This window comes from Aeromonas sp. Lyrl_2, from assembly GCF_051948815.1.
Lineage (GTDB): Bacteria > Pseudomonadota > Gammaproteobacteria > Enterobacterales > Aeromonadaceae > Aeromonas > Aeromonas veronii.
In genome coordinates this window covers 195,175-217,231 of the sequence record NZ_JAYJLJ010000004.1, presented here as the reverse complement: position 1 = coordinate 217,231, position 22,057 = coordinate 195,175, and the positions used below count along the sequence as shown (strand labels likewise).

The 22,057-nt window shown below is 60.7% G+C and carries 18 protein-coding genes, 1 tRNA gene and 1 riboswitch; of the genes, 8 read left to right on the top strand and 11 right to left on the bottom strand.

Annotation, left to right across the window (positions count from 1 at the left end):
* Window positions 1–151: 151 nt before the first annotated feature.
* On the bottom strand, window positions 152–1,417 hold the full coding sequence (tyrS, locus tag VF684_RS05325) for a tyrosine--tRNA ligase (protein ID WP_440173877.1): 1,266 nt from the start codon (window positions 1,415–1,417) through the stop codon (window positions 152–154).
* A 145-nt stretch (window positions 1,418–1,562) separates the two neighbouring features.
* On the opposite strand from tyrS, the gene VF684_RS05320 reads away from it, so the two are divergent.
* Window positions 1,563–2,411: a helix-turn-helix transcriptional regulator gene (locus VF684_RS05320; RefSeq protein ID WP_139440326.1), complete on the top strand. Its 849-nt coding sequence runs from the start codon at window positions 1,563–1,565 to the stop codon at window positions 2,409–2,411.
* 12 nt (window positions 2,412–2,423) lie between these two features.
* On the opposite strand, the gene VF684_RS05315 is transcribed toward VF684_RS05320, so the two are convergent.
* Both VF684_RS05315 and VF684_RS05310 read right to left on the bottom strand, forming a co-directional pair.
* Complete coding sequence (locus VF684_RS05315; protein WP_139440325.1) at window positions 2,424–3,200, bottom strand: substrate-binding periplasmic protein; 777 nt, start codon at window positions 3,198–3,200, stop codon at window positions 2,424–2,426.
* A 109-nt stretch (window positions 3,201–3,309) separates the two neighbouring features.
* Window positions 3,310–4,680: a hypothetical protein gene (locus tag VF684_RS05310; RefSeq protein WP_139440324.1), complete on the bottom strand. Its 1,371-nt coding sequence runs from the start codon at window positions 4,678–4,680 to the stop codon at window positions 3,310–3,312.
* A gap of 223 nt (window positions 4,681–4,903) precedes the next feature.
* Here VF684_RS05310 and VF684_RS05305 point away from each other — a divergent pair, with 223 nt between their 5' ends.
* Window positions 4,904–5,221, top strand: a complete 318-nt coding sequence (locus tag VF684_RS05305; RefSeq protein WP_139440323.1) for a DUF1496 domain-containing protein — start codon at window positions 4,904–4,906, stop codon at window positions 5,219–5,221.
* A 309-nt stretch (window positions 5,222–5,530) separates the two neighbouring features.
* On the opposite strand, the gene VF684_RS05300 is transcribed toward VF684_RS05305, so the two are convergent.
* Entirely contained in the window at window positions 5,531–6,979 is a 1,449-nt protein-coding gene (locus VF684_RS05300) for a catalase (RefSeq protein ID WP_139440322.1), read from the bottom strand.
* A 161-nt stretch (window positions 6,980–7,140) separates the two neighbouring features.
* Here VF684_RS05300 and VF684_RS05295 point away from each other — a divergent pair, with 161 nt between their 5' ends.
* Together VF684_RS05295 and VF684_RS05290 are read left to right on the top strand one after the other, a co-directional pair.
* The gene (locus tag VF684_RS05295; protein ID WP_005356757.1) at window positions 7,141–7,638 is read left to right on the top strand and encodes a GNAT family N-acetyltransferase; all 498 of its coding nucleotides are present in this window, start codon (window positions 7,141–7,143) and stop codon (window positions 7,636–7,638) included.
* A gap of 4 nt (window positions 7,639–7,642) precedes the next feature.
* Complete coding sequence (locus VF684_RS05290; protein WP_139440321.1) at window positions 7,643–8,500, top strand: AraC family transcriptional regulator; 858 nt, start codon at window positions 7,643–7,645, stop codon at window positions 8,498–8,500.
* A 97-nt stretch (window positions 8,501–8,597) separates the two neighbouring features.
* Here VF684_RS05290 and VF684_RS05285 read toward each other — a convergent pair whose 3' ends face one another.
* The gene (locus VF684_RS05285; RefSeq protein WP_005336432.1) at window positions 8,598–9,185 is read right to left on the bottom strand and encodes a superinfection exclusion B family protein; all 588 of its coding nucleotides are present in this window, start codon (window positions 9,183–9,185) and stop codon (window positions 8,598–8,600) included.
* Between the two features lie 172 nt (window positions 9,186–9,357).
* A riboswitch (yybP-ykoY riboswitch) is annotated at window positions 9,358–9,465 on the top strand.
* A gap of 87 nt (window positions 9,466–9,552) precedes the next feature.
* On the opposite strand from VF684_RS05285, the gene VF684_RS05280 reads away from it, so the two are divergent.
* The gene (locus VF684_RS05280) at window positions 9,553–10,539 is read left to right on the top strand and encodes a sodium:calcium antiporter (RefSeq protein ID WP_440173873.1); all 987 of its coding nucleotides are present in this window, start codon (window positions 9,553–9,555) and stop codon (window positions 10,537–10,539) included.
* 67 nt (window positions 10,540–10,606) lie between these two features.
* Here VF684_RS05280 and VF684_RS05275 read toward each other — a convergent pair whose 3' ends face one another.
* From VF684_RS05275 to pepA, 3 genes are all read right to left on the bottom strand, one after another.
* Complete coding sequence (locus VF684_RS05275) at window positions 10,607–13,459, bottom strand: valine--tRNA ligase (protein ID WP_106843440.1); 2,853 nt, start codon at window positions 13,457–13,459, stop codon at window positions 10,607–10,609.
* 64 nt (window positions 13,460–13,523) lie between these two features.
* Complete coding sequence (locus VF684_RS05270) at window positions 13,524–13,979, bottom strand: DNA polymerase III subunit chi (RefSeq protein ID WP_167566148.1); 456 nt, start codon at window positions 13,977–13,979, stop codon at window positions 13,524–13,526.
* Window positions 13,980–14,153: 174 nt separating this feature from the next.
* Window positions 14,154–15,662, bottom strand: a complete 1,509-nt coding sequence (gene pepA, locus VF684_RS05265; protein WP_005336423.1) for a leucyl aminopeptidase — start codon at window positions 15,660–15,662, stop codon at window positions 14,154–14,156.
* 172 nt (window positions 15,663–15,834) lie between these two features.
* Between pepA and lptF the strand changes: the two genes are divergently transcribed.
* Both lptF and lptG read left to right on the top strand, forming a co-directional pair.
* Window positions 15,835–16,947 carry an LPS export ABC transporter permease LptF gene (gene lptF / locus VF684_RS05260; protein WP_005356742.1) on the top strand — a complete coding sequence of 371 codons (1,113 nt, stop codon included), beginning with the start codon at window positions 15,835–15,837 and terminating at the stop codon, window positions 16,945–16,947.
* Between the two features lie 25 nt (window positions 16,948–16,972).
* The gene (lptG, locus tag VF684_RS05255) at window positions 16,973–18,043 is read left to right on the top strand and encodes an LPS export ABC transporter permease LptG (protein WP_005355217.1); all 1,071 of its coding nucleotides are present in this window, start codon (window positions 16,973–16,975) and stop codon (window positions 18,041–18,043) included.
* 74 nt (window positions 18,044–18,117) lie between these two features.
* Here the strand turns inward: lptG and VF684_RS05250 are convergent, their stop codons facing one another.
* Window positions 18,118–18,651, bottom strand: a complete 534-nt coding sequence (locus VF684_RS05250; RefSeq protein WP_042053459.1) for an RDD family protein — start codon at window positions 18,649–18,651, stop codon at window positions 18,118–18,120.
* Between the two features lie 143 nt (window positions 18,652–18,794).
* On the opposite strand from VF684_RS05250, the gene VF684_RS05245 reads away from it, so the two are divergent.
* Window positions 18,795–18,880: transfer RNA gene (locus VF684_RS05245), tRNA-Leu, on the top strand.
* Between the two features lie 239 nt (window positions 18,881–19,119).
* On the opposite strand, the gene VF684_RS05240 is transcribed toward VF684_RS05245, so the two are convergent.
* Both VF684_RS05240 and VF684_RS05235 read right to left on the bottom strand, forming a co-directional pair.
* The gene (locus tag VF684_RS05240) at window positions 19,120–19,785 is read right to left on the bottom strand and encodes a PepSY-associated TM helix domain-containing protein (protein WP_374884879.1); all 666 of its coding nucleotides are present in this window, start codon (window positions 19,783–19,785) and stop codon (window positions 19,120–19,122) included.
* Window positions 19,786–19,806: 21 nt separating this feature from the next.
* Window positions 19,807–21,849 (bottom strand): TonB-dependent receptor, encoded by a 2,043-nt coding sequence (locus tag VF684_RS05235; RefSeq protein ID WP_139731417.1) that lies wholly within the window; start codon window positions 21,847–21,849, stop codon window positions 19,807–19,809.
* Between the last annotated feature and the right edge of the window lie 208 nt (window positions 21,850–22,057).

Here is a 22,057-nt window from a genome sequence, read left to right as displayed (position 1 = left end):
AATCGTGAGGAACAGATTGTGTGGCGTACTCCATGTTCGCCGGTGCCAGTATGGTGGCTGCTGACGGGAGAGGCTGTGAGGGGGATCGCAACTCGGGATTCAAAAGGGGTTCAGGGTGCGGGCGGGGAGGCTGTGCTCCCCGCCCTGCGGCTTATTGCCACTCCACCAGATGATACTGCTTCTTGCCCCGGCGCAGCAGCAGGTAGCGGCCAAACAGCCGATCATTGGCACTCAGCTGATCATCTTGCTTGAGCGCACCATTGAGGCTGATGGCGCCTGCCGCCAGCAGTTCGCGGGCGATACGCCTGGAGTTAGCCAGACCGCAGCTGACCAGCAGGCTGACCAGATCGGTCTCGCCGCTGACGGTGCTGCTCGGCATGCCATCCTGCGCCAGCTGGGCCAGATCGCTCTCGCCGAGGCGGGCCACATCGCCGCTAAACAGCAACTCGCTGATGCGCTGCACCGCTGCCAGCGCCGCCTTGCCGTGTACCAGCTCGGTCAGCTCGTTCGCCAGCACCTGCTGGGCCTGCTTTCGCCCCTGCCGCTTCGCGTCTTCCGCCTCCAGTGCATCAATCTCGCTCAGCGACATAAAGCTGTAGTAGCGCAGGAAGCGGTAGACATCCTCATCCGCGGTGCCGAGCCAGAACTGGTAGAAGGCGTAAGGAGAGGTGAGCGCCGGATCGAGCCAGACCGCGCCACCCTCGGTCTTGCCGAACTTGGTGCCGTCTGCCTTGGTGATAAGGGGCAGGGTCATGCCGTGCACCTGAGCCTGATGGAGGCGACGGGTGAGATCCATGCCGCTGGTGATATTGCCCCACTGGTCGTTGCCGCCAATCTGCAGGGTGCAGCCGAGTCGCTGGTGCAGCACTGCAAAGTCGTAGGATTGCAGCAGAGCGTAGGAGAACTCGGTGAACGAGATGCCCTGATCCGGGCGGGCCAGCCGCTGGCGCACCGACTCCCGCGCCAGCATGGCGTTGACCGAGAAGTGCTTGCCGATATCCCGCAGAAAATCGAGGGCGGACATCTGCCCCATCCAGTCGCCATTGTTGACCAGTTGCGGGGCCGACAGGCCATCATCGGCGGGCAGCAGCGCCCTGATTTGGGCCGACAGGCTGGCGACCCAACCCTGCACAGTATCGGCACTGTTGAGGCTGCGCTCGGTCGCCTTGAAGCTGGGATCGCCGATAAGGCCGGTTGCCCCGCCCACCAGTGCCACCGGGGTGTGGCCCGCCAGCTGGAAGCGGCGCAGCATCAAGAGCGGCACCAGATGACCGATATGCAGGCTGCCGGCGGTGGGATCGAACCCGCAATAGACGGTGCGCGAGGTGGCAAGATGATCGGCCAGGGCCGCCGGGTCGGAATTCTGGGCCACAAGGCCGCGCTCGGTCAGCTCATCGAGCAGGTGGGGGTTGATCATGTGTGCTCCAACAACAGGGGAAAAGCCGTCATCCTCGCCGTTCTGGCTGGTGGCGGATATGTCCCCTGAGGGACAGTTTTGCCACTCTCGTGCTAGCATTCAGCCATAGCGGAGAATCGCTCCCCGTCACCGGAAACGTGCCAACATGACCCAGCCATTCACCACAGATGCCTTGACCCGCAGCATGACCGAGGTGGTCGATGCCCTGCACAGCAGCGCCTTTGCGGCGGCGCTGGTGCGGCTGATCCAGCAGCAGGTGGCGTTTGATTGCGCCCTGCTGCTCGGGGTGGGGCAGCGGCCCGTCTACCTCTACGACAACCTCAACCATCAGCGGGCTCTGCTGTTTGATCGCTACCTCACCAGCCACTTCAGTCAGGATCCCTTTATGCAGGCGCTGGAACAGGGCTTGCCTGCCGGCGTCTGGACCCTGGCGCAGGTCTCCCAAGGGCGGCTCGATCCCGAATATCGCCACCACTTCTATCAGGCCACCGGCTGGCAGGAGGAGGTGGGGCTGATCCTGCCGGTGCGGGACGGACTGACGCTGATGCTGTTTCTGGGGCGGCTCGACAAGCGCAGTACCCTCAGTCGTGACGAGCTGGCGAGGCTGGAGCAGCTGTTCCCGCTGGTGCATTCGCTCTGTCGTCAGCAGTGGCGGCAGAGCCAGCCGCTGTTGGCCCAGAGCACTGCGCTGCCAGACTGCGCCAGCCTCCGGAGTGCGGTGGAGCAGGCTATGGCGAGTGTCGGGGGGGATCTGCTCACCCGGCGCGAGCGGCAGGTGGCGGAGTTGTTGCTGCAGGGGCTGGATACGGAGGCGATTGCCGCGGAGCTCGGGATTGGCAGCGGTACGGTGAAGAATCACCGCAAGCATCTCTATGGCAAGCTGCGGCTCGGCTCGCGGGCAGAGCTGTTCAATCTCTTTCTGAACCACCTCATTACGGCGCCGATGGAGGCATCCCCCGTTTCATCGATGGGAGATACAACGAGCCCACCATAGGGCGGGCCGGGGTTACTCGAGGCGCGGGATGGGGGGATTGGTTTCGGGCAGGATACTGAGCAACTGGTAGCGCTTCACCAGCTGCTTGTATTCATCCCCCTGTCTGACCTTGTCCAGCGCCTGTTGCAGGCGGGCAACCTGTTGTTTGTCTGCCCTCAGGTTGAAGGCGAAGCAGTTGTCCTGCTCTTCAAGAATCGCGACGGTGACAAAATCCTCGCTGGGGAAACCCAGCTCCTTGGCCTGATGGCGCAGCATCACCTCGTTGCCCGCCACCAGATCGGTGCGTGCCATGATGAGCTGGCGCACCACCTGATCCATGCGCTCCACCGACATCATATTGCCCGGGCTGATCCCGCGGTTGAGCAGCAACTGCTCCCCGACATCCGCCTGCATCACGCCGATCTGCAGCTTGGCGAGATCCGCTTTGCTGGCCACTTTGGGGGCATCCTGCTTGCGGCCGACCAGCGCGACCCTGGAGTGGCTGATGGGGCAGACCCAGAGGAAGTGGGGATCCCGCTCCTTGGTATGGGCCGTGGTAAACAGCACGGCCTCTTGCTGCTGGGTCAGCAGATACCAGCCGCGGGCCCAGGGCAGAAAGTGGATGGGTTGCTCCGGCTCTCCCATTTCACGCCACATCAGGCGCAGCAACTCGACCGCCAACCCCACAGGCTGACCATTTTTATCCTGGCCATTGAGCGGCATGTTCTGCTCCGAATAGTAGATAAGTGCCGGAGCCGGGAGCGCGATAAACAGAGCGAGAAAAGCGAGAGCAGGGAGTAGACGACGCATGATGCACTCCTTGTGCGGGTAGTTACCTAAGAGTCTATGTGGCCTTTTCCATAACGTCATGATCCGGTAGCGGGATAAAAAACAGGCCACCTTGCGGTGGCCTGTCGGTTTATTTGAGCAGGGCTTCCATCTCCGCCTCTGCCTTGGCGCGAGCCTTGGCCTCCGCCGCTCTGGCGGCATCGGCGACGCTCTCTCCGGCCGTATGGGAGGCAGCGCTGACGGCCTGTTTGGCCGGAGCGGCAACGGCTTTGGTCGCTTCTTGTGTCACGGTAGCTGTGGCACTGCTGACTGCCTGTTTGGCCGGAGCGGTAACGGCCTTGGTGGCTTCTTGCGTCGCGGTTGCAGCGGCGCTGTTGACAGCCTGTTTGGCAGGCGCGGCAAGGTCTTTGGTGGCTTCTTGCGTCGCGGTCGCAGCGGCGCTGCTGACGGCCTGTTTGGCAGGAGCGGTAACAGCCTTGGTGGCTTCTTGGGTCACGGTCGCAGCGGCACTGCTGACAGCTTGTTTGGCAGGAGCGGCAACGGCTTTGGTCGCTTCTTGTGTCACGGTTGCTGTAGCGCTGTTGACGGCTTGCTTGGCAGGAGCGGCAACAGCCTTGGTGGCTTCTTGGGTCGCGGTCGCAGCGGCGCTGTTGACGGCTTGCTTGGCAGGAGTGGCAACGGCCTTGGTGGCTTCTTGGGTTACGGTCGCAGCGGCGCTGCTGACGGCTTGCTGGGCAGGAACGTCAACGGCTTTGGCCGCTTCTTGCGTTGCGGTCGCAGCGGTGCTGCTCACCGCTTGCTTGGCTGGCGCAGTGACAGCGGTGGTTGCACTACGGGTCAGATCGGTCGCACTTTGGCTCACCGTTTGGGTGGCCTGCCCTGTGGCGTTTGCGGCTGCGCCGCTGATGGCCTGGCTGGCGCTGTTGGTCAGCGAGCCGGTGACGCCGCGGGTCACTGTGCCCAGCGCGCTGCCAAGGGAGAAGGGGGAGGCGCCACTCTGACTGGTCGCCGCGCCGGTCAGGGCATTGGTAGTCGGGGTGAGCTGGCTGGTGGGGGTCTGCCAGCCCTGCATGGCGGTTGGCCAGGTCGGTGCCGTGCCCGCCAGATTTTCGCCTAAGGTCAGGGTGGTGCCATCCCCTTTTTGCAGCAATACCGACATCTGGTTGGTTTGCGAGTTCCACACCATCCCCGCCTGCTTGGCGATATCCGGCACGGGCGCATACTCGGAGACCACATAGAAAAGCGGCCCCTCCTGCTGTAACTTGTCGGCAGTCTTGAGCAACTGCATGGTGCTGTCGTAGTTGGGGCCAAGGATGGCGGTCATCCGATCCTTGATCAGGGGTTGTTCGAACAGATTGACCTCGTTCGGGTCAAAGCCGACCAGCGGCTTGAGCAGGGCCCACATCAGCTGGCTGGTGGGGCTCATCATCAGCAATGGGGCAACGCAGGCGGACAACATCAGGCTCAGGCAGGCCGCCTGAAGCAACGGCATGATACGCATTGGGATAATATCCAAATAACGATTTGATAAATAAGGTTATATTTTGTCAGGACGTGACAAATTCACCGGAAGTTTGCGCGTGGCAGCGAGAGACTGCCCGCAGGCGCTGGCAGGCTACCATATTGGTTCCACAATGCCAGCAGGCAGTATGATTGTCAGTCAAGTAAACCCCGGGGCTGGTCGACTCTTCGAGAATGCCTCCCATCGAAACAGGATCACCCTCATGAAAAATGTACTGCTTTGCCTGCTGGCCTCCCTCTGGCTCGCCCCCGCTCTGGCCGCGTCCAAAACCACTGTGGTGGGCGAGTCTGCCAGTCCCGAGCTGGTGTTGCCGCTGGGCTCATTGCCCGAGCGGGTCTGCTGGTTTGCGGATCAGAAATATTCCGAAGGGGCCCGCATTCTGCAGGGCGATATCTGGCTGGAGTGCGGCCCGCTGAACGACCTCGAGAGCAATGGCGCGCTGGCCTGGCGCTCTCCTGTGGTGGTGTTGCCTGCCACCCGGGGAGCAAAAGATCAGAAGACGATTTCCGTGGGTCAGTGAGGCTTTTCTTGATCCAGCTAAAGACATGGACGTGATCCCTGTCGCATAATGCAGCTCCTTTCTTCTCTTGGCTGGAACCTAAGAAATGGCTCGTCGCTCTTCCAATGCACAACGTCGTCGCAGTAGCTGGTGGTACAAACGCTTGTTGGCAAGGGAGCGGGAAGAGCGCGAAGCGCGTTCCGTCCGGGATTGATACTGCATTGAAAAACGGAGCCTCGGGCTCCGATTTCTATTTCTCACCGTCAATAGCACGATAACGGGGGCCATCAGGCCCCCGTTTTGCTTTTGCAGATGTTGCCTGCTTGCGGCTTAGCGCTGCAAGGCGGCCAGTGCCAGTTCGACTCGTTTGGCGTACTCGGGGTCGGCCTGCTCGAAGTGTTTGAGCTGGGCCGCGACGATGGCGTCATCCTCCACATTGACAAGGGATCGGGCCAGGTTGGCGGCGAGCCGTGAACGCTGCCCCTCGTCCATGATGCGGAACAGGTTACCCGGCTGGCTGTAGTAGTCGCTGTCGTAGTCACGGAAGTCGTAGTGCAGGGCGGCCCCTTCCAGACTCAGCGCCGGTTCGTGCTGTTCGCTCGGTTGCTGAGTACCGAAACGGTTCGGCTGATAGTTGGGGCTGGCGCCGCCATTGCTGTCCGCCCGCATGGCACCGTCACGATGGGCGCCGTGATGGAACGGGCAGCGTGGGGCGTTGACCGGCAGCAGACCGTGGTTGACGCCGAGGCGATAGCGCTGGGTGTCGCCGTAGGAGAAGAGTCGCCCTTGCAACATGCGATCCGGCGAGAAGCCGATTCCGGGCACCACGTTGGCCGGGGTAAAGGCGGCCTGCTCCACATGGGCGAAGTAGTTGTCCGGGTTCTGGTTGAGCTCCAGCACGCCCACCGGGATCAGCGGGTAGTCGCTGTGCGGCCACACCTTGGTCAGGTCGAACGGGTGGATGTTGTAAGTCTGGGCTTCGGCCTCCGGCATCACCTGCACATAGACCTTCCAGCGCGGGAAGTCGCCCCGCTCGATGGCATTGAACAGATCCGCCTGGCTGGTCTCCCGATCCTGCCCGACAGCGGTGGCGGCCTCTTCATCTGTGTAGAAGCTGTGGCCCTGCTCGGTCTTGAAGTGGAACTTGACCCAGAAGCGCTCGTTGGCATCGTTGATAAAGCTGAAGGTGTGGCTGCCGTAGCCGTTCATCTCTCTCAGGCTCTTGGGGATGCCGCGATCGCTGAACAGTATGGTGACCTGATGCAGGGATTCCGGATGGCGTGACCAGAAGTCCCAGGCGGCGGTGGCGCTGCGCAGGTTGGTGCGCGGATCCCGCTTCTGGGTGTGGATGAAGTCAGGGAATTTCAGCGGATCACGGATGAAAAAGACCGGGGTGTTGTTGCCCACCAGATCCCAGTTGCCCTGCTCGGTATAGAACTTGAGAGCGAAGCCGCGCACGTCGCGCTCGGCATCGGCGGCGCCCTTCTCACCGGCCACGGTGGAGAAGCGCAGGAAGACCGGGGTCTGCTTGCCGATGGCGCTGAACAGATCGGCCTTGCTGAACGCTCTGATGTCGTGGGTCACGGTAAAGGTGCCGTAGGCGCCCGAGCCCTTAGCGTGAACCACCCGCTCGGGAATGCGCTCGCGGTCGAAGTGGGCGAGTTTCTCCATCAACCAGATATCTTGCATCAGGATGGGGCCGCGCGGACCGGCGGTGAGGCTGTTGTTGTTGTCGACGACGGGGGCGCCGTTGGCGCTGTGCAGGGTCTTGTCAGTCATGGCTTCTCTCCTTGTTGATATGGGGTCAGCCTACGGATCTGCGCCGTGCTCGGCCAATGGGCCTTTCCTCGCCCTTTGATAGGCAAGACAAATGGGTGTTGCTGGGGGATGTGTAACCGCGCCGGATATTGCATGATGGTGGCTTCGAGAAGGAGCCTCATATGCAGATTACTATCCGTCATGCCGAACCCGCTGATGCCCCCGCCTTGCGGGATCTTTACGCCATGCCCAATGCCCAGGCGGGCACTTTGCACTTGCCTATGCCACCCCTTAGCCAGTGGCAAAAACGGTTGGAGAACGGTGATGTGGTCGCCTTGGTGGCGGAGGCCGATGGGAGGCTGGTGGGTCAGATCTCCTTGCATGTGGAGCCCAATCCCAGACGCAAGCATGTGGCCGGGATTGGCATGGGAGTGCGGGATGACTGGGCTGGCAAGGGGGTTGGCTCTACCCTGATGGCCGCGGCGCTGGATCTGGCCGATAACTGGCTCAACCTGCACCGGATTGAGCTGACCGTCTATACCGACAATGAGGCCGCACAGGCGCTTTATCGCAAGTTCGGTTTTACCGAGGAGGGGCGAGCCCGTGACTATGCCTTCCGCCAGGGGCGTTATGTGGATGCGCTCTATATGGCCAGAGTCGCGGGGGGCGCCAGTCGCTAACGGTATGGTCGATTATCAGGCCAGATTGCGCCCGGTGATCCGGGCGCTGGAGCAGAATCCCGATCTCTCCATCGAAACGCTGGCGAGCAGTGCCTGCTTGTCTTTCTACCATTTTCACCGTGTGTTTACGGCTGTGGCGGGGGAGACGCCCGGGGAGATGTGTCGTCTGCGCATCCAGCGGGCTGCTTGGCAGCTCTGCTATACCGATGCCAGTGTCACGGCCATTGCGTTGGGGGCGGGGCTCGCCAGCTCCCAGGCGTTTGCCAAGGTATTTCGCCGTTACTATGGTTGTACGCCGGGAGAGTTTCGCCGCGACAAGAGCAAAAATGGACACTTGATGAGCAAGGATGGATACGCATTTGTGAAGCCGAATCCTTATGCTGAGGGTCACTCATCTGCAAGGAGCAATACCATGAAAATCATCGAGATGGACGCCCGTACTCTGGCCTATATGCGTGTCACCGGCCCCTATGGCGAGGGGTATGACCCCGTCTGCAGCCAGCTGCATCAGTGGGCCAGCGCCCGCGGTCTGGAAGGTGGGGAGTGGATCTTCATCTATCACGATAACCCCGAGGTGACCCCGCCAGCCCAGTGTCGCACTGACATCGGGGTGACGGTGCCTGCGGGGACGGTGGGGATGGGAGCGGTCGAGATCCAGCTTATTCCCGCCGGTCGTTACGCCCAGTCCCGTTATCTTATTACCGACCGCAGCCAGTATGGCCCGCGTTGGCAGGAACATATCGGCGACATCGTTGCTGCCGGGCTGGAGTTTGGCAATGGTCCCTGCTTCGAGCTCTATCACAACATGAGCGATGATCCGGTGCAGGACGATGTCAGCTTTTGCTCCAGCCTCAAGGGGTAGGGCACAACAAGACGCAAGGGATGGTACAGAACGTCGCGCAGAAACGAGAGAGCCGGACAGTGTCCGGCTCTTTTGCATCTGGCGGATGGGGCGGCGGTTAGCGCTGGAACCCCTTCTGGGCGAACTTGGGTCTGGCATTCATGATCTGCTCCACCTGCTCGTCGCTCATCTTGCCGCGCGACAGCCCCAGCACCTTGTAGGTGAGCAGCGGTCGGGCGGGCAGGGCGATCATCAGGGCGCGGATCTGGTTCTCGTCATCCTTCTCCCGGGTCGGCTTGCCGTAGGCGTAGGTGAGGACGCCGGCATCCATCAGGTTTTTGACGGCGGGTTCGGTGATCGGCAAGTTTATGACGCTTTTACGCTGCAGCACGAACTCGCGCAGCACCGCCTTCTCGTTGAAGTCGAGGAAGCCGATCATCTGGGCCAGCTGGTCCTGCTGACGGCGCGCCTGCCACTCTTCGCATGCCCACTCCCAGGCGATCAGGAAGCCCTGACTGCAGAAGTAGGAGATGGCGATCAGCATGCCGACCCCCAGCCAGGCCGCATGATCCGCAGCCCACTGGCTGACGGCCCCTTTCATCAGCCCGGCCGGAAACAGCAGAATGATGCTGCAGCAGAGCAACAACCAGACCATCAGCCAATTGAGGCGGTTCAGTTGATAGAAATGTTGGATCCACCGTTTCATTGTTCATCCTTCCCAAACTGTTGTGGATAGTGAACTACCTACAGCAATCGGTGTGCCAACAGCGCAATAGCGGTGGGGAGGAGGGACTGGCGAGGTTACATTCCCTTACAACTTATTGAATGAGTTGTCATTAATTTGCCTTGTGAGGCGGTGGTCGAGTTGCTAAAACGTCTCCTCAGTCATTGGGGAGTAGCAACCCGCCCGCATTCCGGGCCGGGCCCATGTCAACACTCTTGGATCCTCGCATCCATGGCATGGGCGGCGATAGGCACTATCGCTCTGCAAGACCTTTGGCCTCGATATGCACGCCAGCCGGGCGAGCCATGTCGGGTCCATCGGTTATTCTGCTCGCCTGGCGGTATCTATTATGTTGATTACCCTGCTGTTATTTCTCGTCTCTGCGGTCACCATCTACCTTGCCTGCGAATACTTCGTCAACGGCATTGAGTGGACCGGCCACCACTTCAAACTCTCCCAAAGCGCCACCGGTTCGCTGCTGGCGGCACTGGGTACGGCGCTACCCGAGTGTATCGTGACCCTGACCGCTCTGCTGATGGGCAACACAACCGCCCAGCAGGAGATCGGCATTGGCGCCGCCCTTGGCGGGCCGCTGGTGTTGGCGACCATCGGCTATGCGGCAGTCGGCCTCACCCTGCTGCTTTGCATGGGGCGTACCGAACGGGCCATCGATGGCGAGGTGCAGCGCGAGATTGGCCGGGATCAGCGCTGGTTTATCGGGATCTTTCTGGTGGCGACCGCGCTGGGGCTGGTCGCCTTCACCGGCAAGAGCTGGCTGGCCCCGCTCTTCCTGCTGGTCTACCTCGTCTATGTAAGGCGCGAGCTGAAACAGAGTGACAGTCACGAGGTCGAATTGCCGGAGCCCCTCAAGCTGGCCCCAGATGCGGTGATCCCGCCCCTTGGCAAGGTGCTGTTGCAGACGCTGGCTGCGCTGGTAGTGGTGGCGCTGGCGGCCCAGCTGTTTGTTCATCAGCTGGAGAGCGTGGGCGAACTGTTTGGCCTCTCGCCGGTGCTGGCAGCCCTGCTGTTGAGTCCGGTGGCGACCGAGATGCCGGAGCTGATGAACGTGCTGATCTGGGTGCGACAGGGCAAGAACCGGCTGGCGCTGGCCAATATCTCCGGGGCCATGATGATCCAGGGCACTATCCCCAAGGCGTTCTGTCTGCTATTCACCCCCTGGCTGCAGGATGGCGCCATGATGGCCTCCTCGCTGGTGACGCTGCTGGCGGTGGGGTTGCTCTGGTGGGGGTTCAGAAAGGGGGCCATGACCGCCGGACGGCTGGCACTGGTCGGTCTGCTCTATCTCGGTTTTTGCGGCTGGTTGCTGGTGAGCTGAAGCGGGAAGCGCGGATATGAAAAAGCCCCCTTGGCAGGGGGCTTTGTTGTATCGGTTGGGGCGGTGCTTACAGCGCGGCGATCTCGGCCTGCTGGGCTTCCAGCTTGGTCAGCTGGAGACGGTAATCTTCCAGCTTCTCGCGCTCTTTGGCGATGACCGCTTCCGGCGCCTTGGCGACGAAGGCTTCGTTGCCAAGCTTGCCTTCGATGCGACCACACTCGCCCACCAGACGGGCAACCTCTTTGGCCAGACGGGCCAGTTCGGCATCCTTGTCGATGAGACCGGCCATCGGGATCATCAGCTCGGTCGCACCGATCAGCTTCTTCACTGACAGCGGGGCGGTTTCACCGTCCGCCAATACGCGGATAGATTCCAGACGGGCCAGCGACTTGAGGAAGGCCTCGTTGTCAGCGGCGCGCTGGGCATCCTTGGCATCGCACTGGAGAAGCACGTTCAGGGGCACGCTCGGCGCCACGTTCATCTCGGCACGGATGTTGCGGATACTGACGATGAACTCCTTCACCCACTCCTGATCCGCCATCGCGGCTTCGTCCACCTTGGCGGCATCGAACTCCGGGAAGGCCTGAATCATGATGGTGTCGGCGTGTACGCCAGCCAGCGGGGCGACCGATTTCCAGATGGTCTCGGTGATGAACGGGATGATCGGGTGTGCCAGACGCAGCAGGGTTTCCAGCACGGTCACCAGGGTATGGCGGGCAGCGCGCTGCTCGGCCTCGGAACCCTTGGTCAGTACCGGCTTGGTCAGCTCCAGATACCAGTCACAGAACTGGTTCCAGATAAATTCGTACAGCACGCCAGCCGCGATATCGAAGCGGTAGGTATCGAGGGCGGTACGGAAGTCACGGATGGCCACTTGCAGCTGGGACTGGATCCAGCGATCCGCCAGACTGAACTGCATCTCGCCACCGGCAAAACCGCAGTCCTGATCTTCGGTGTTCATCAGCACATAGCGGGAGGCGTTCCACAGCTTGTTGCAGAAGTTGTTGTAGCCGTCCAGGCGCTTCATGTCCCAGTTGATGTCACGACCGGTAGAGGCCAGCGCGGCCAGAGTGAAGCGCAGGGCGTCGGTGCCGTGGGCATCGATCCCTTCCGGGAACTGCTTGGCGGTACGCTTGGCGATCTTCTCGGCCATCTGCGGCTGCATCATGTTGCCGGTGCGCTTCTCCAGCAGATCTTCCAGCGAGATGCCGTCGATCATGTCGAGCGGGTCCAGCACGTTGCCCTTGGACTTGGACATCTTCTGGCCCTCTTCGTCACGGATAAGGCCAGTGATGTAGACGGTCTTGAACGGGACTTGCGGCTGGCCGTTTTCGTCCTTGATGAAGTGCATGGTCATCATGATCATCCGGGCAATCCAGAAGAAGATGATGTCGAAGCCGCTCATCAGCACGTCGGTCGGGTGGAAGGTCTTGAGTGCCTCGGTGTTGTTCGGCCAGCCCAGGGTGGAGAAAGTCCACAGGGCGGAGCTGAACCAGGTGTCGAGCACGTCTTCGTCCTGACGCAGTACGGTTACGGCCGGGATGCTGTGCTTGGCGCGCACTTCGTCTTCGCTGCGGCCAACGTAGACGTTGCCGGCGTCGTCATACCATGCCGGGATACGGTGACCCCACCACAGCTGACGGGAGACGCACCAGTCCTGAATGTCGCGCATCCAGGAGAAGTACATGTTTTCGTACTGCTTCGGCACGAACTGGATGCGGCCATCTTCCACCGCTTCGATGGCGGTCTTGGCCATCGGTGCCACGCGCACGTACCACTGGTCGGTCAACATCGGCTCGATGGGCACGCCACCGCGATCGCCGTAAGGCTGTTGCAGCACGTGATCCTTGATCTCGTCCAGCAGACCCAGCTCTTCGAGCTTGGCCAGAATCGCTTTACGGGCAGCGAAGCGCTCCAGACCGGCGAACTCGGCCGGCAGGGCAGCGTCGTAGGCTGTGCTCGGGTTGCCGTTGGTATCGACAACTTCGGCCTCGGCACGCACGTGGGCGTCCAGGGTGAAGATGTTGATCATCGGCAGGCTGTGGCGCTTGCCCACTTCGTTATCGTTGAAGTCGTGGGCAGGGGTGATCTTCACGCACCCGGTGCCCTTCTCCATGTCGGCGTGTTCATCGGCAACGATGGGGATCAGGCGGTTCACCAGCGGCAGCAGGATGTGCTGGCCGATCAGCGCCTTGTAGCGCGGGTCTTCCGGGTTCACGGCCACGGCGGTATCGCCCAGCATGGTCTCCGGACGGGTGGTGGCGACGATCAGGTAATCCTTGCCTTCGGCAGTCTTGGCGCCGTTGGCCAGCGGATAGCGCAGGTGCCACATGTGGCCCTTGATCTCGCGGTTCTCCACTTCCAGATCGGAGATGGCGGTGTTGAGTTTCGGATCCCAGTTCACCAGACGCTTGCCGCGGTACATCAGGCCATCTTCGTAGAGACGAACAAACACTTCCTGCACGGCGGCGGAGAGACCCTCATCCATGGTGAAGCGCTCGCGCTCCCAATCCACGGAGTCGCCCAGACGGCGCATCTGGCGGGTGATGGTGCCACCGGACTCTTCCTTCCACTGCCAAATCTTGTCGATGAAGGCATCACGGCCGTAATCGTGGCGAGTCTTGCCCTCTTCTGCGGCGATCTTGCGCTCAACCACCATCTGGGTGGCGATACCGGCGTGGTCGGTACCTGCCTGCCACAGGGTGTTTTTGCCCTGCATGCGGTTGTAGCGGATCAGGGTATCCATCAGGGTTTGCTGGAAGGCGTGACCCATGTGCAGGCTGCCGGTGACGTTCGGCGGCGGGATCATGATGCAGAAGGAGTCTTTGCTGGTGTCGCCGTGGGGCTTGAAGTAACCCTGGGCTTCCCAGTGCTGATAGAGCGCCTGTTCGATGGCGTTGTGATTAAAAGTCTTTTCCATGGTCTCGCCGTAATCTGGATGGATGGAGTCTGGTGTTGATTCTTTATGGATCAATTGGTTGCAGTCAGGGCTGCGCCGGATCCGGTGCGGCAAGGACGGGCTGCTCCCTCATTTCGAGGGTATGGCCTGCCTGGCGATAGTGCTTGTAGCGCTCGCGGGCTTGCTGCTTTTGTGTTTCGTCAGTGGGGACAAAATCTACCACTTGAGCGAAGTGTCCTGCAAACAAAGGTGTCGCAGTGGCCAGATTGATGAGGCGGGCGTAGCGCCGTTTCGGTGGCTGATAGCCGATCTCCACCGGGGCCATGCCGCTTTCGCCCTGCAGCTGGTGCGGCACAAAGCGCTCCGGCGGCAGTTGCCACAACAGCTCGTCCAGACGCAGGGCCTGGGCCTCGTCGTTGCAGAACAGGTAGATATGGCCCGCGCCCCACGACTCGGCAGCAAGAGTGCAGGCCAGTCGCTCGACCGCAGAAGCCTGCGCGTCGTCCTGTTCGCTCATCAGGTAAAAGGTCACTTGGCTCATCAGGTTGATCCCGTTTTGCGGTGACGGACTGTTGACCGCCTCATGAGGCTGACGGGGCGTTTCCCGTCCGCAGCTCACTGATTCAAGAATGAAACAAGGAAGAGGCGGGCCTCTTCCTTGTGGTTCAGGGTAACGCCAACCCTTCCGATGCAGCCATCGGCAGGGGCCGGAGAGTTACTCTTTCTCTTCGATATCCACGCCAGCCCGGTTCAGCAGGAACTGGGTCAGCAGGGGCACCGGACGACCGGTAGAGCCTTTATCCTTGCCACTTTTCCAGGCAGTTCCGGCGATATCCAGGTGGGCCCAGTTGTACTTCTTGGTGAAGCGTGACAGGAAGGCGGCCGCGGTGATGGTGCCGGCCGGACGACCACCGATGTTGGCCATGTCGGCGAACGGGCTGTCGATCTGCTCCTGATACTCGTCGAACAACGGCAGACGCCAGGCGCGATCACCCGCCTGCTCGGAGGCGTTGAGCAGCTCGTGGGCCAGCGGGTTGTGGTTGGCCAGCAGACCCGAGGTGTGATGGCCCAGCGCGATGACGCAGGCACCGGTCAGGGTCGCCACGTCGATCACGGTTTCCGGATCGAAGCGATCCACATAGGTCAGCGCATCACACAGCACCAGGCGACCTTCCGCATCGGTGTTGAGCACTTCGATGGTTTGGCCGGACATGGAGGTGAGAATGTCACCCGGGCGATAGGCGTTGCCACCCGGCATATTCTCGCAGCCAGCCAGTACGCCGATGACGTTGATCGGCAGTTGCAGCTGGGCCAGCGCATGCATGGTACCGAGCACGGAGGCGGCGCCACCCATGTCGTACTTCATCTCGTCCATGCCGTCGGCCGGCTTGATGGAGATGCCGCCGGAGTCGAAGGTCAGTCCCTTGCCGACCAGCACGATGGGCTTGGCATCCGGATGACCCTTGTATTCGATGATGGCCATCATGGCTTCGTTGTCAGAGCCGCGCGCCACCGCCAGATAGGAGTTCATGCCGAGCTCGGCCATCTCCTGTTCGCCCACCACCTTGGTGGTGATGTTGTCGTAGGCATCGGCCAGACGACGGGCCTGAGAGGCGAGATAGGCCGGATTGCAGACGTTGGGCGGCATGTTCGCCACGTCGCGGCAGACCCGCACACCCTTGGCCACGGCCAGACCGTGAGCGATGGCTTTTTCACCAATGGTCAGTTCCCGACGCGTTGGCACGTTGAATACCAGCTTGCGCAGCGGGCGACGTGGCTCGGCCTTGTTGGTCTTGAACTGATCGAAGCTGTAGAGGCCCGCCTTGGTGGTTTCTACCGCCTGGCGCACCTTCCAATAGGTATCCCGACCCTTGACGTGCAGCTCGGTGAGGAAGCAGACCGCTTCCATGGAGCCGGTTTCGTTCAGGGTGGTGATGGTCTTGTTGATGATCTGCTTGTACTGGCGTTCGTCGAGTTCCCGCTCCTTGCCGCATCCGACCAGCAGTACGCGCTCGCTGAGCACGCCCGGTACTTGATGCAGCAGCAGCATCTGGCCTGGTTTCCCTTCCAGGTCGCCACGGCGCAGCAGCGAACTGATATAGCCATCGCTGATCTTGTCCAGTTGTTCGGCAACCGGAGAGAGGCGACGAGGCTCAAATACGCCGACTACGACGCAGGCGCTCCGTTGCTTCTCTGGACTGCCACTCTTTACACTGAACTCCATGGAATCTCCTACATCCTAAAGACAAAAGGCACCTTTTATTGAATAATGCGGTGCTTGTTGGGGTATCAGAGGCGGAGCGAACAGCCACAGGCTCCGCAGTTCAAACTGGTAAAAATCCAATATACGGCCCTATTTTTCAGGCATTCGACTAAAAACACAAGTTTACTTGGGAATGACTGTGATCGTTTTCCGATATTTGTTCAGGGAAACCCTGAAAACCCAGCTGGCAGTGTTATTCGTATTGCTGCTTATCTTTGTCAGCCAACAATTTATCAAGATCATCGGTGACGCCGCCGATGGCGAGGTGCCGACACGTCTGGTCTCCACCCTGCTGTTGCTCAACTTGCCCAATATGGCGCTGTTGATGCTGCCTATCAGTCTCTTTTTAGCCATTTTGTTTGCCCATGGTCGCCTCTACGCCGAAAGCGAGATGACGGTGATGCATGCGGTCGGCTTCAGCCACCGTTTCGTGATGCGCAGCGCCATGTTGCTGGCCTTGCTGACGGCGGTGGTAGCGGCGTTCAACACTGGCTGGATCGCCCCGCAGGCCAAGGAGCGCGAGTATCAGGTGATCGACGAGTTCAAGTCGGACCCGGGTATCTCCTTCCTGCAGGCGGGCCGCTTTATGGAGCTCGACAAAGGGCGCCTGGTTGCCTATATCCAGGATTTGAACGACAACGGCTCAAAACTGCAAAAGATCTTCGTGCTGCAGCGGGCGGAGGGGAACAATCCTCCCTCGGTGGTGGTGGCGACCGAAGGGGTGGTGACGGTCGACGAGAACGGTCTGCAGTGGCTGACCCTGATGGATGGCTCCCGTTACGAAGGGAACTTCTCCGGCAAGCAGTTCCAGATCTCCGATTTTCGCGAATATGGTCTGGTGATCCGCCAGCAAGAGATGGAGCGTTCCAACCGCAAGGCGGCGGCCAAGCCGACCATGGAACTGTTCGGTACCCAGGACAACGCCATGATGGCGGAATTGCAGTGGCGTATCTCGCTGCCCCTCTCCATTCCGGTGCTCACCCTGCTGGTGGTACCGCTGGCGCGGGTCAATCCCCGTCAGGGGCGCTACGCCAAGCTGTTGCCGGCCATCATGCTCTATCTCTCCTACTTCCTGCTGCTCAGCGCTGCCCGTTCGGCCATCGACAGCGGTCGGCTGCCCTACTGGCCGGGGATGTTCCTGGTGCCGCTCGGTTACCTGCTGTTTATCGGCCTGCCCCTCAATCTGCAGGGCACCAGCTGGTGGAACGGGGTGAAAGGGCGCTATTTCAACAGAAAATCAGCATGATGCTGCAACATAGGAACTTCTGCTGATGTTTGGCATTCTCGATAGGTATATCGGTAGGGTCATCTTTATGTCGATCCTGCTGTGTGAAATCACGCTGGTTGGTCTGGCGGGGCTCATCAAATATGTGGAGCAGCTCAAGTCGGTCGGTGATGGCAACTACGACATGATCAACGCCCTCTACTATGTGCTGCTCTCCATGCCCAAGGAGGCGGTGCTCTTCTTCCCGCTGGCCGCGCTGCTGGGTGGTCTGATTGGCCTGGGTCAGCTGGCGACCAGCTCCGAGCTGGTGGTGATGCAGGCGGCGGGTCGCTCCAAGATCAGTATCGTGATGGCGGCGCTCAAGACGGCGATCCCGCTGATGATCATGGTGGGGTTGATGGGGGAATATGTGGCCCCCATCGCCAAGCGGATGGCAGATGACATCAAGGCGGGCGCGCTGTCCGAAGGTCGTCTGACGGTTTCCGCCTACGGGGTGTGGGCTCGCGATGGCAACAACTTCGTCAATATCAATGGGGTGCGTAACGATGGCGCCCTCACCGGCATTACCCTCTATCGCTTCACCCCCGAGCGCAAGCTGATCGACGTGGTGCAGGCGCAGGAGGGTGTGTTCGAGCGTCACCACTGGCTGCTCAAGCAGACCCAGGTTACCCGCTTCGACGATCCCGCGCAGATCCGCAGCGAGCAGCATGACAAGATGGAGTGGAGCTCAGAGTTGACGCCCAAACAGCTGGGGGTGGTGAGTATCGACCCCGAGAACCTCTCGGTCTCCGGTCTGCTCGATTACATCGGCTATCTCGATGCCAACAAGCAGGATGCCGGTCGCTACAAGCTGGAGATGTGGCGCAAATTACTGTCACCGCTCTCGGTGGTGGCGATGATCCTGCTGGCCTCCTCCTTCATCTTTGGCCCGCTACGCTCGGTGAGCATGGGGGCTCGGATGCTGATGGGGATCATGACCGGCTTTGCCGTCTATGTGAGTGATCGGGTGTTTGGCCCCATCAGTCTGGTCTATGCGGTACCGCCCATTCTGGCGGCTATCGCGCCCAGCCTGCTGTTTGGCGGTATCTCCTTCTACATCCTCAGCCGCAAGCAGTAACCCGCACGAGGTTATGAGGAAATGCAAAGAGGGCACCTGTTGGTGCCCTCTTTCGTTGCTGCATTGATCCGGGATTACTTGTTCAACAATTCCAGATTTTCCTGCTTGCTCAGCACAATCACTTCGCACTCGGCCCAGATATCCTGAAACGCCCGCGGACGCTGGCGGTTGAACAGGCACATCAGGTTGCCCAGACCAAAGGCGGCGGTAGCGAGACGGATCAGCGCCTGGGTAACGCGGATGTGGCTGCCATCCTCGTTCTGAATGCGCAGCCGCCAGGCGCGCATGCCGACGGTCTGGCCAGCGCGGGTCCAGAACCAGGTGTAGAAACCGCAGATGACGAAGGCGAGCCACAGGGTGTAGATCAGGCTCAGGTGGTGGCGGGTCAGCAACCAGACGGTATCTTCACCCGCCGGTACGCTGGCCATGCCGGTGACCAGCAACAGCTTGGCGACACCCATGCCGATAAAGCCGGCGATGATCAGCAGCGAAGTCACCACCAGCGCATCATAGATCAGGGCGCCGAGGCGACGCATCAGACCCGCTGACGGGTATGGCTGAGTGGCGGGAGAGGGGGATTTTTGTTGGACTTTTTTAGGCTTGGCCATCGTTTTTATTCCATTAAGATGATGGCGGCATTCTATGTAACTGGCCCCGCATCGGCAAGGCGTTGAATAAATGAACAAACGGGAGTGTTCAATCGAAAAACACCTTGCATGGCATCGCGCCATTCGTATAATCCCTCGCAGTTGCCCGGGTGGCGAAATCGGTAGACGCAGCGGATTCAAAATCCGCCGGTGAATAACCGTGTCGGTTCGAGTCCGACCCCGGGCACCATCAAATTCATGACAAAATGCCATCAGCAATGATGGCCTTTTGTTTTTTGGCGTTCCTGCGCATTGGTGCGTTGCTGCTGAGCAGGCAGTACTTCCCGTTACCTCTTGGTATCCCTTCTCTTCTTCCGCTCTCCGTTATTTCCTTTTCTTGATGTGGCCGCTGACGGCATCACCGCCAGCGGCCTGTTTCTATTGCGGTTTTCTTTCCAAACCTTGCTGCATCAGGTCATGATTGCTGCGTTACCCCAGCAGGGCAAACAGCAGGGTGCCGAGGCTGCCAGCGAGCGTCAGCGCGATGATGGCTCTGGGTGTGCCGTGCAGCTTGGTCCACATAAACAGGCTGGTGAGGGCGAGCAGTAGCAGGGCCAGGGCGGCGATATCGCCAAACAGCTGCCAGCCGAGGCCGGTACCCATGCCGCGGTGCAGCCGGTTGAGGCTGGCGGCAAAGTTGGCTTGCTGCAGGTCGGTACGTACCAGCAGGGTACCCTCAACATAGCTGGCGGCCACGCTCTGGCTGAGGGTGACGCCGCGCATCTCCCACTTGGCGGGCAGGGTGAGCGGGCCGTTCGGGGTGGGCAGGGTCTGGGCCGGGGTGATCATGGTTCGCCCGTCGGAAAAGGTATCGGGATAGCGCTGTTGCAGCAGGCTTTTCAGCTGCTCCGGGCTGGCGAGTGGCGCCTCCAGCACTATCTCTTCACTCGATTTGTCGGTGTGGGGGCCGGGGATGGGCAACACGGCACGGTGTTGCAGCCAGAGGCCGGTGATGCCGTACATCAGCATCAGGGCGAGGGTAAAAAAACCGGCCCAGGCATGGAGGCGGCGTACCCATTTGTTGTTGTGAAGGGGAACTCTTCTGCGTTTCATCGTGGTTGCTTCATAAAAAACTGGCCAGCAGGGGCTGGCCAGTCGGGGTGGTTGTCACAGAGATCAGAAACGGTAGGTACCGGTCAGACTCAGCTGACGGGGCGTACCCGGCATGATCTGGGTGGCACTGGTGGCGCTGACAAAGTACTCGTGATCGGTCAGGTTTTCGGCGCTCAGCTCGGCTTCCCACTGCTGCCAGCGATAACCGGCGCGCGCATCGAAGCGAGCGTAACCGGGCAGAGTGGTGGAGTTGGCGTTGTCGGCAAAGCGATCGCCCACCGCCGTCACGCCGGTTTCGCCGAACCAGCCCTGCTCGCCACTCTTATAGCCGAGATAGAGCTGGCCATTCTGACGGGAGACGTTCATCGGGCGCTTGCCCTGCAGATCCGCATCCGCCTTGACCTGCTCCGCATCCTGAATGGCGAAGCCGCCACGCAGATAGATCTCGTCGGTCAGCTCGGCGCGGGCGCTCAGCTCGACCCCTTCGGTACGCTGCAGGCCGGTGAGGATCACCTTGGTGGGATCCAGCGGATCCTTGGTGCGCTTGTTGTACATCTCCAGTCGATAGAGGGAGAGAGTGGTCGCCAGCTTGCCGTTCAGCCAGTCACTCTTCACACCACTTTCGTAGAGGCGGGTGTGCTGGGGTTCCAGCCCGTTGTTCTTGTCACCCGGGGTGATGCCGATCAGCTCGCCGCCCACCGGAGTGAAGGTCTTGCTGTAGGAGGTGTAGAAGGCGTGATCCTCGAGGGGATTCCACACCAGACCGAGGCGCGGGCTCAGGCTGTTGACCGAGACGCTCTCCTCCTTGTTGAGGTCGTAGCGGCGACTGGTGACGGTGAAGTCGTCACGGCGCAGCCCGCCAACCAGATGCCAGTCACCCAGGCTGAGCTGATCCTGCAGATAGAGGCCATTGCCGCGCACCTTGTGTTTGGCGTCGCTGGAGAGCTTCATGGCGCCATTGTAGGTAGGCAGTGAGCCCGGGTCGTAGAGATTGCCAGACGGAATGGCGGTGGCATTTTGGTAGAGCTTGGGTGTGCGCTCCTGCCAGTTCTGCTCGAAGCCGGCCAGCAGGCGATGTTCCACCGGGCCGGTCTGGAACAGACCTTCGGCCTCGGTGTTGCTGATCAGGTTCTTCGCTTTCAGATCCTGCTGCCAGCGGGAGCGGGTCACCTGATCCCCTTTGACGCTGGTGACATAGGTGTTGTCAAACTGGCTGTCGAGGGTGGAGTAACCGAGCTGCTGGCGCAACTGCCACTGATCGTTGATATCCCAGGAGAGGCGGGAGCGGGTGGATTGCGCCACGTCATCGATGAAGTCACGGCTGGTATCGCTGTAGACATACTCTCGCGGCACATCGGCCGGACGGCCATTGACCCCGGGAATGCCGCGATCCGGGGTGCGGTCATGTTCGTTGCGCTCGTACTGCACCAGCCAGTTGAGGTTGTCGCTGATCTCCCAGTTGGCGGAAGGGGCCAGCAGAGTGCGCTTGCTCTTCACGCCGTTGCGGAAGCTATCTTTGTCCTCTTGCGCCATGTTGAGGCGCAGTTGCACCTGCTCACTCGCCTCGCCATTGAGGTCGGCGGCCAGCCGCTGGCTGTCAAAGCTGCCGACCCGGGCGGTGACGCTGGACTCCTGCCCTTTTTGCGGCTTCTTGCTGACTCGGTTGACGATGCCCCCCGTGCTGCCGCGGCCGTAGAGCACGGCAGCCGGGCCCTTGAGCACTTCCACCCGCTCGATGTTGCCGAGATCCCGGGTGTACTGCATGTCGTCGCGGAACCCGTCGAGATAGAAGTCGTTGCTGGCGCTGAAGCCGCGGATATTGACTCCATCGAAGCGGGTATCACCGCTGGCGTTGACACCGGGAATGCCGCTCAGGGCTTCACTCAGCGTCGGTTGGCCGAAGGCGGTCAGCTCGCTGACCTTGACGCTGTCGATGGTCTGGGGAACCAGCTTGGCTGGCGTATTGGTACGGGTTGCGGTGGCAACTTCCTGATGCTGGGAGCGTTTGCCAACCACTGTCATGGTTTCATCAGTGGCCTGGGCAGTGAAGCCGGTGCCCAGCAGTGCCAGCGAGACTAGCGTTCTGCGAAAGTGAGGGTGCTGCATATTCAATATTGACTCTTTGGATGTCGACCTGACGGCTCGAACATATTGATTTAATTATAATTAGCCTGACCCGCTCAAGCGGGATGCCAATGATATTGATTTTCATTTGTCTGGCAAGGTGAAAATAGAGGGGGGCTGTGGTGGCAGGTTTTACGGTTGGGGAAGCGCGGCTGAAAAGTAGAACCATTGCAGCAAACTGCGGTAATGA

Bases quoted from the DNA above. Each gene is read 5' to 3' on its own strand.
- tyrS (WP_440173877.1), bottom strand. From the start codon at position 1,417: ATGATCAACCCCCACCTGCTCGATGAGCTGACCGAGCGCGGCCTTGTG.
- VF684_RS05320 (WP_139440326.1), top strand. From the start codon at position 1,563: ATGACCCAGCCATTCACCACAGATGCCTTGACCCGCAGCATGACCGAG.
- VF684_RS05315 (WP_139440325.1), bottom strand. From the start codon at position 3,200: ATGCGTCGTCTACTCCCTGCTCTCGCTTTTCTCGCTCTGTTTATCGCG.
- VF684_RS05310 (WP_139440324.1), bottom strand. From the start codon at position 4,680: ATGCGTATCATGCCGTTGCTTCAGGCGGCCTGCCTGAGCCTGATGTTG.
- VF684_RS05305 (WP_139440323.1), top strand. From the start codon at position 4,904: ATGAAAAATGTACTGCTTTGCCTGCTGGCCTCCCTCTGGCTCGCCCCC.
- VF684_RS05300 (WP_139440322.1), bottom strand. From the start codon at position 6,979: ATGACTGACAAGACCCTGCACAGCGCCAACGGCGCCCCCGTCGTCGAC.
- VF684_RS05295 (WP_005356757.1), top strand. From the start codon at position 7,141: ATGCAGATTACTATCCGTCATGCCGAACCCGCTGATGCCCCCGCCTTG.
- VF684_RS05290 (WP_139440321.1), top strand. From the start codon at position 7,643: ATGGTCGATTATCAGGCCAGATTGCGCCCGGTGATCCGGGCGCTGGAG.
- VF684_RS05285 (WP_005336432.1), bottom strand. From the start codon at position 9,185: ATGAAACGGTGGATCCAACATTTCTATCAACTGAACCGCCTCAATTGG.
- VF684_RS05280 (WP_440173873.1), top strand. From the start codon at position 9,553: ATGTTGATTACCCTGCTGTTATTTCTCGTCTCTGCGGTCACCATCTAC.
- VF684_RS05275 (WP_106843440.1), bottom strand. From the start codon at position 13,459: ATGGAAAAGACTTTTAATCACAACGCCATCGAACAGGCGCTCTATCAG.
- VF684_RS05270 (WP_167566148.1), bottom strand. From the start codon at position 13,979: ATGAGCCAAGTGACCTTTTACCTGATGAGCGAACAGGACGACGCGCAG.
- pepA (WP_005336423.1), bottom strand. From the start codon at position 15,662: ATGGAGTTCAGTGTAAAGAGTGGCAGTCCAGAGAAGCAACGGAGCGCC.
- lptF (WP_005356742.1), top strand. From the start codon at position 15,835: ATGACTGTGATCGTTTTCCGATATTTGTTCAGGGAAACCCTGAAAACC.
- lptG (WP_005355217.1), top strand. From the start codon at position 16,973: ATGTTTGGCATTCTCGATAGGTATATCGGTAGGGTCATCTTTATGTCG.
- VF684_RS05250 (WP_042053459.1), bottom strand. From the start codon at position 18,651: ATGGCCAAGCCTAAAAAAGTCCAACAAAAATCCCCCTCTCCCGCCACT.
- VF684_RS05235 (WP_139731417.1), bottom strand. From the start codon at position 21,849: ATGCAGCACCCTCACTTTCGCAGAACGCTAGTCTCGCTGGCACTGCTG.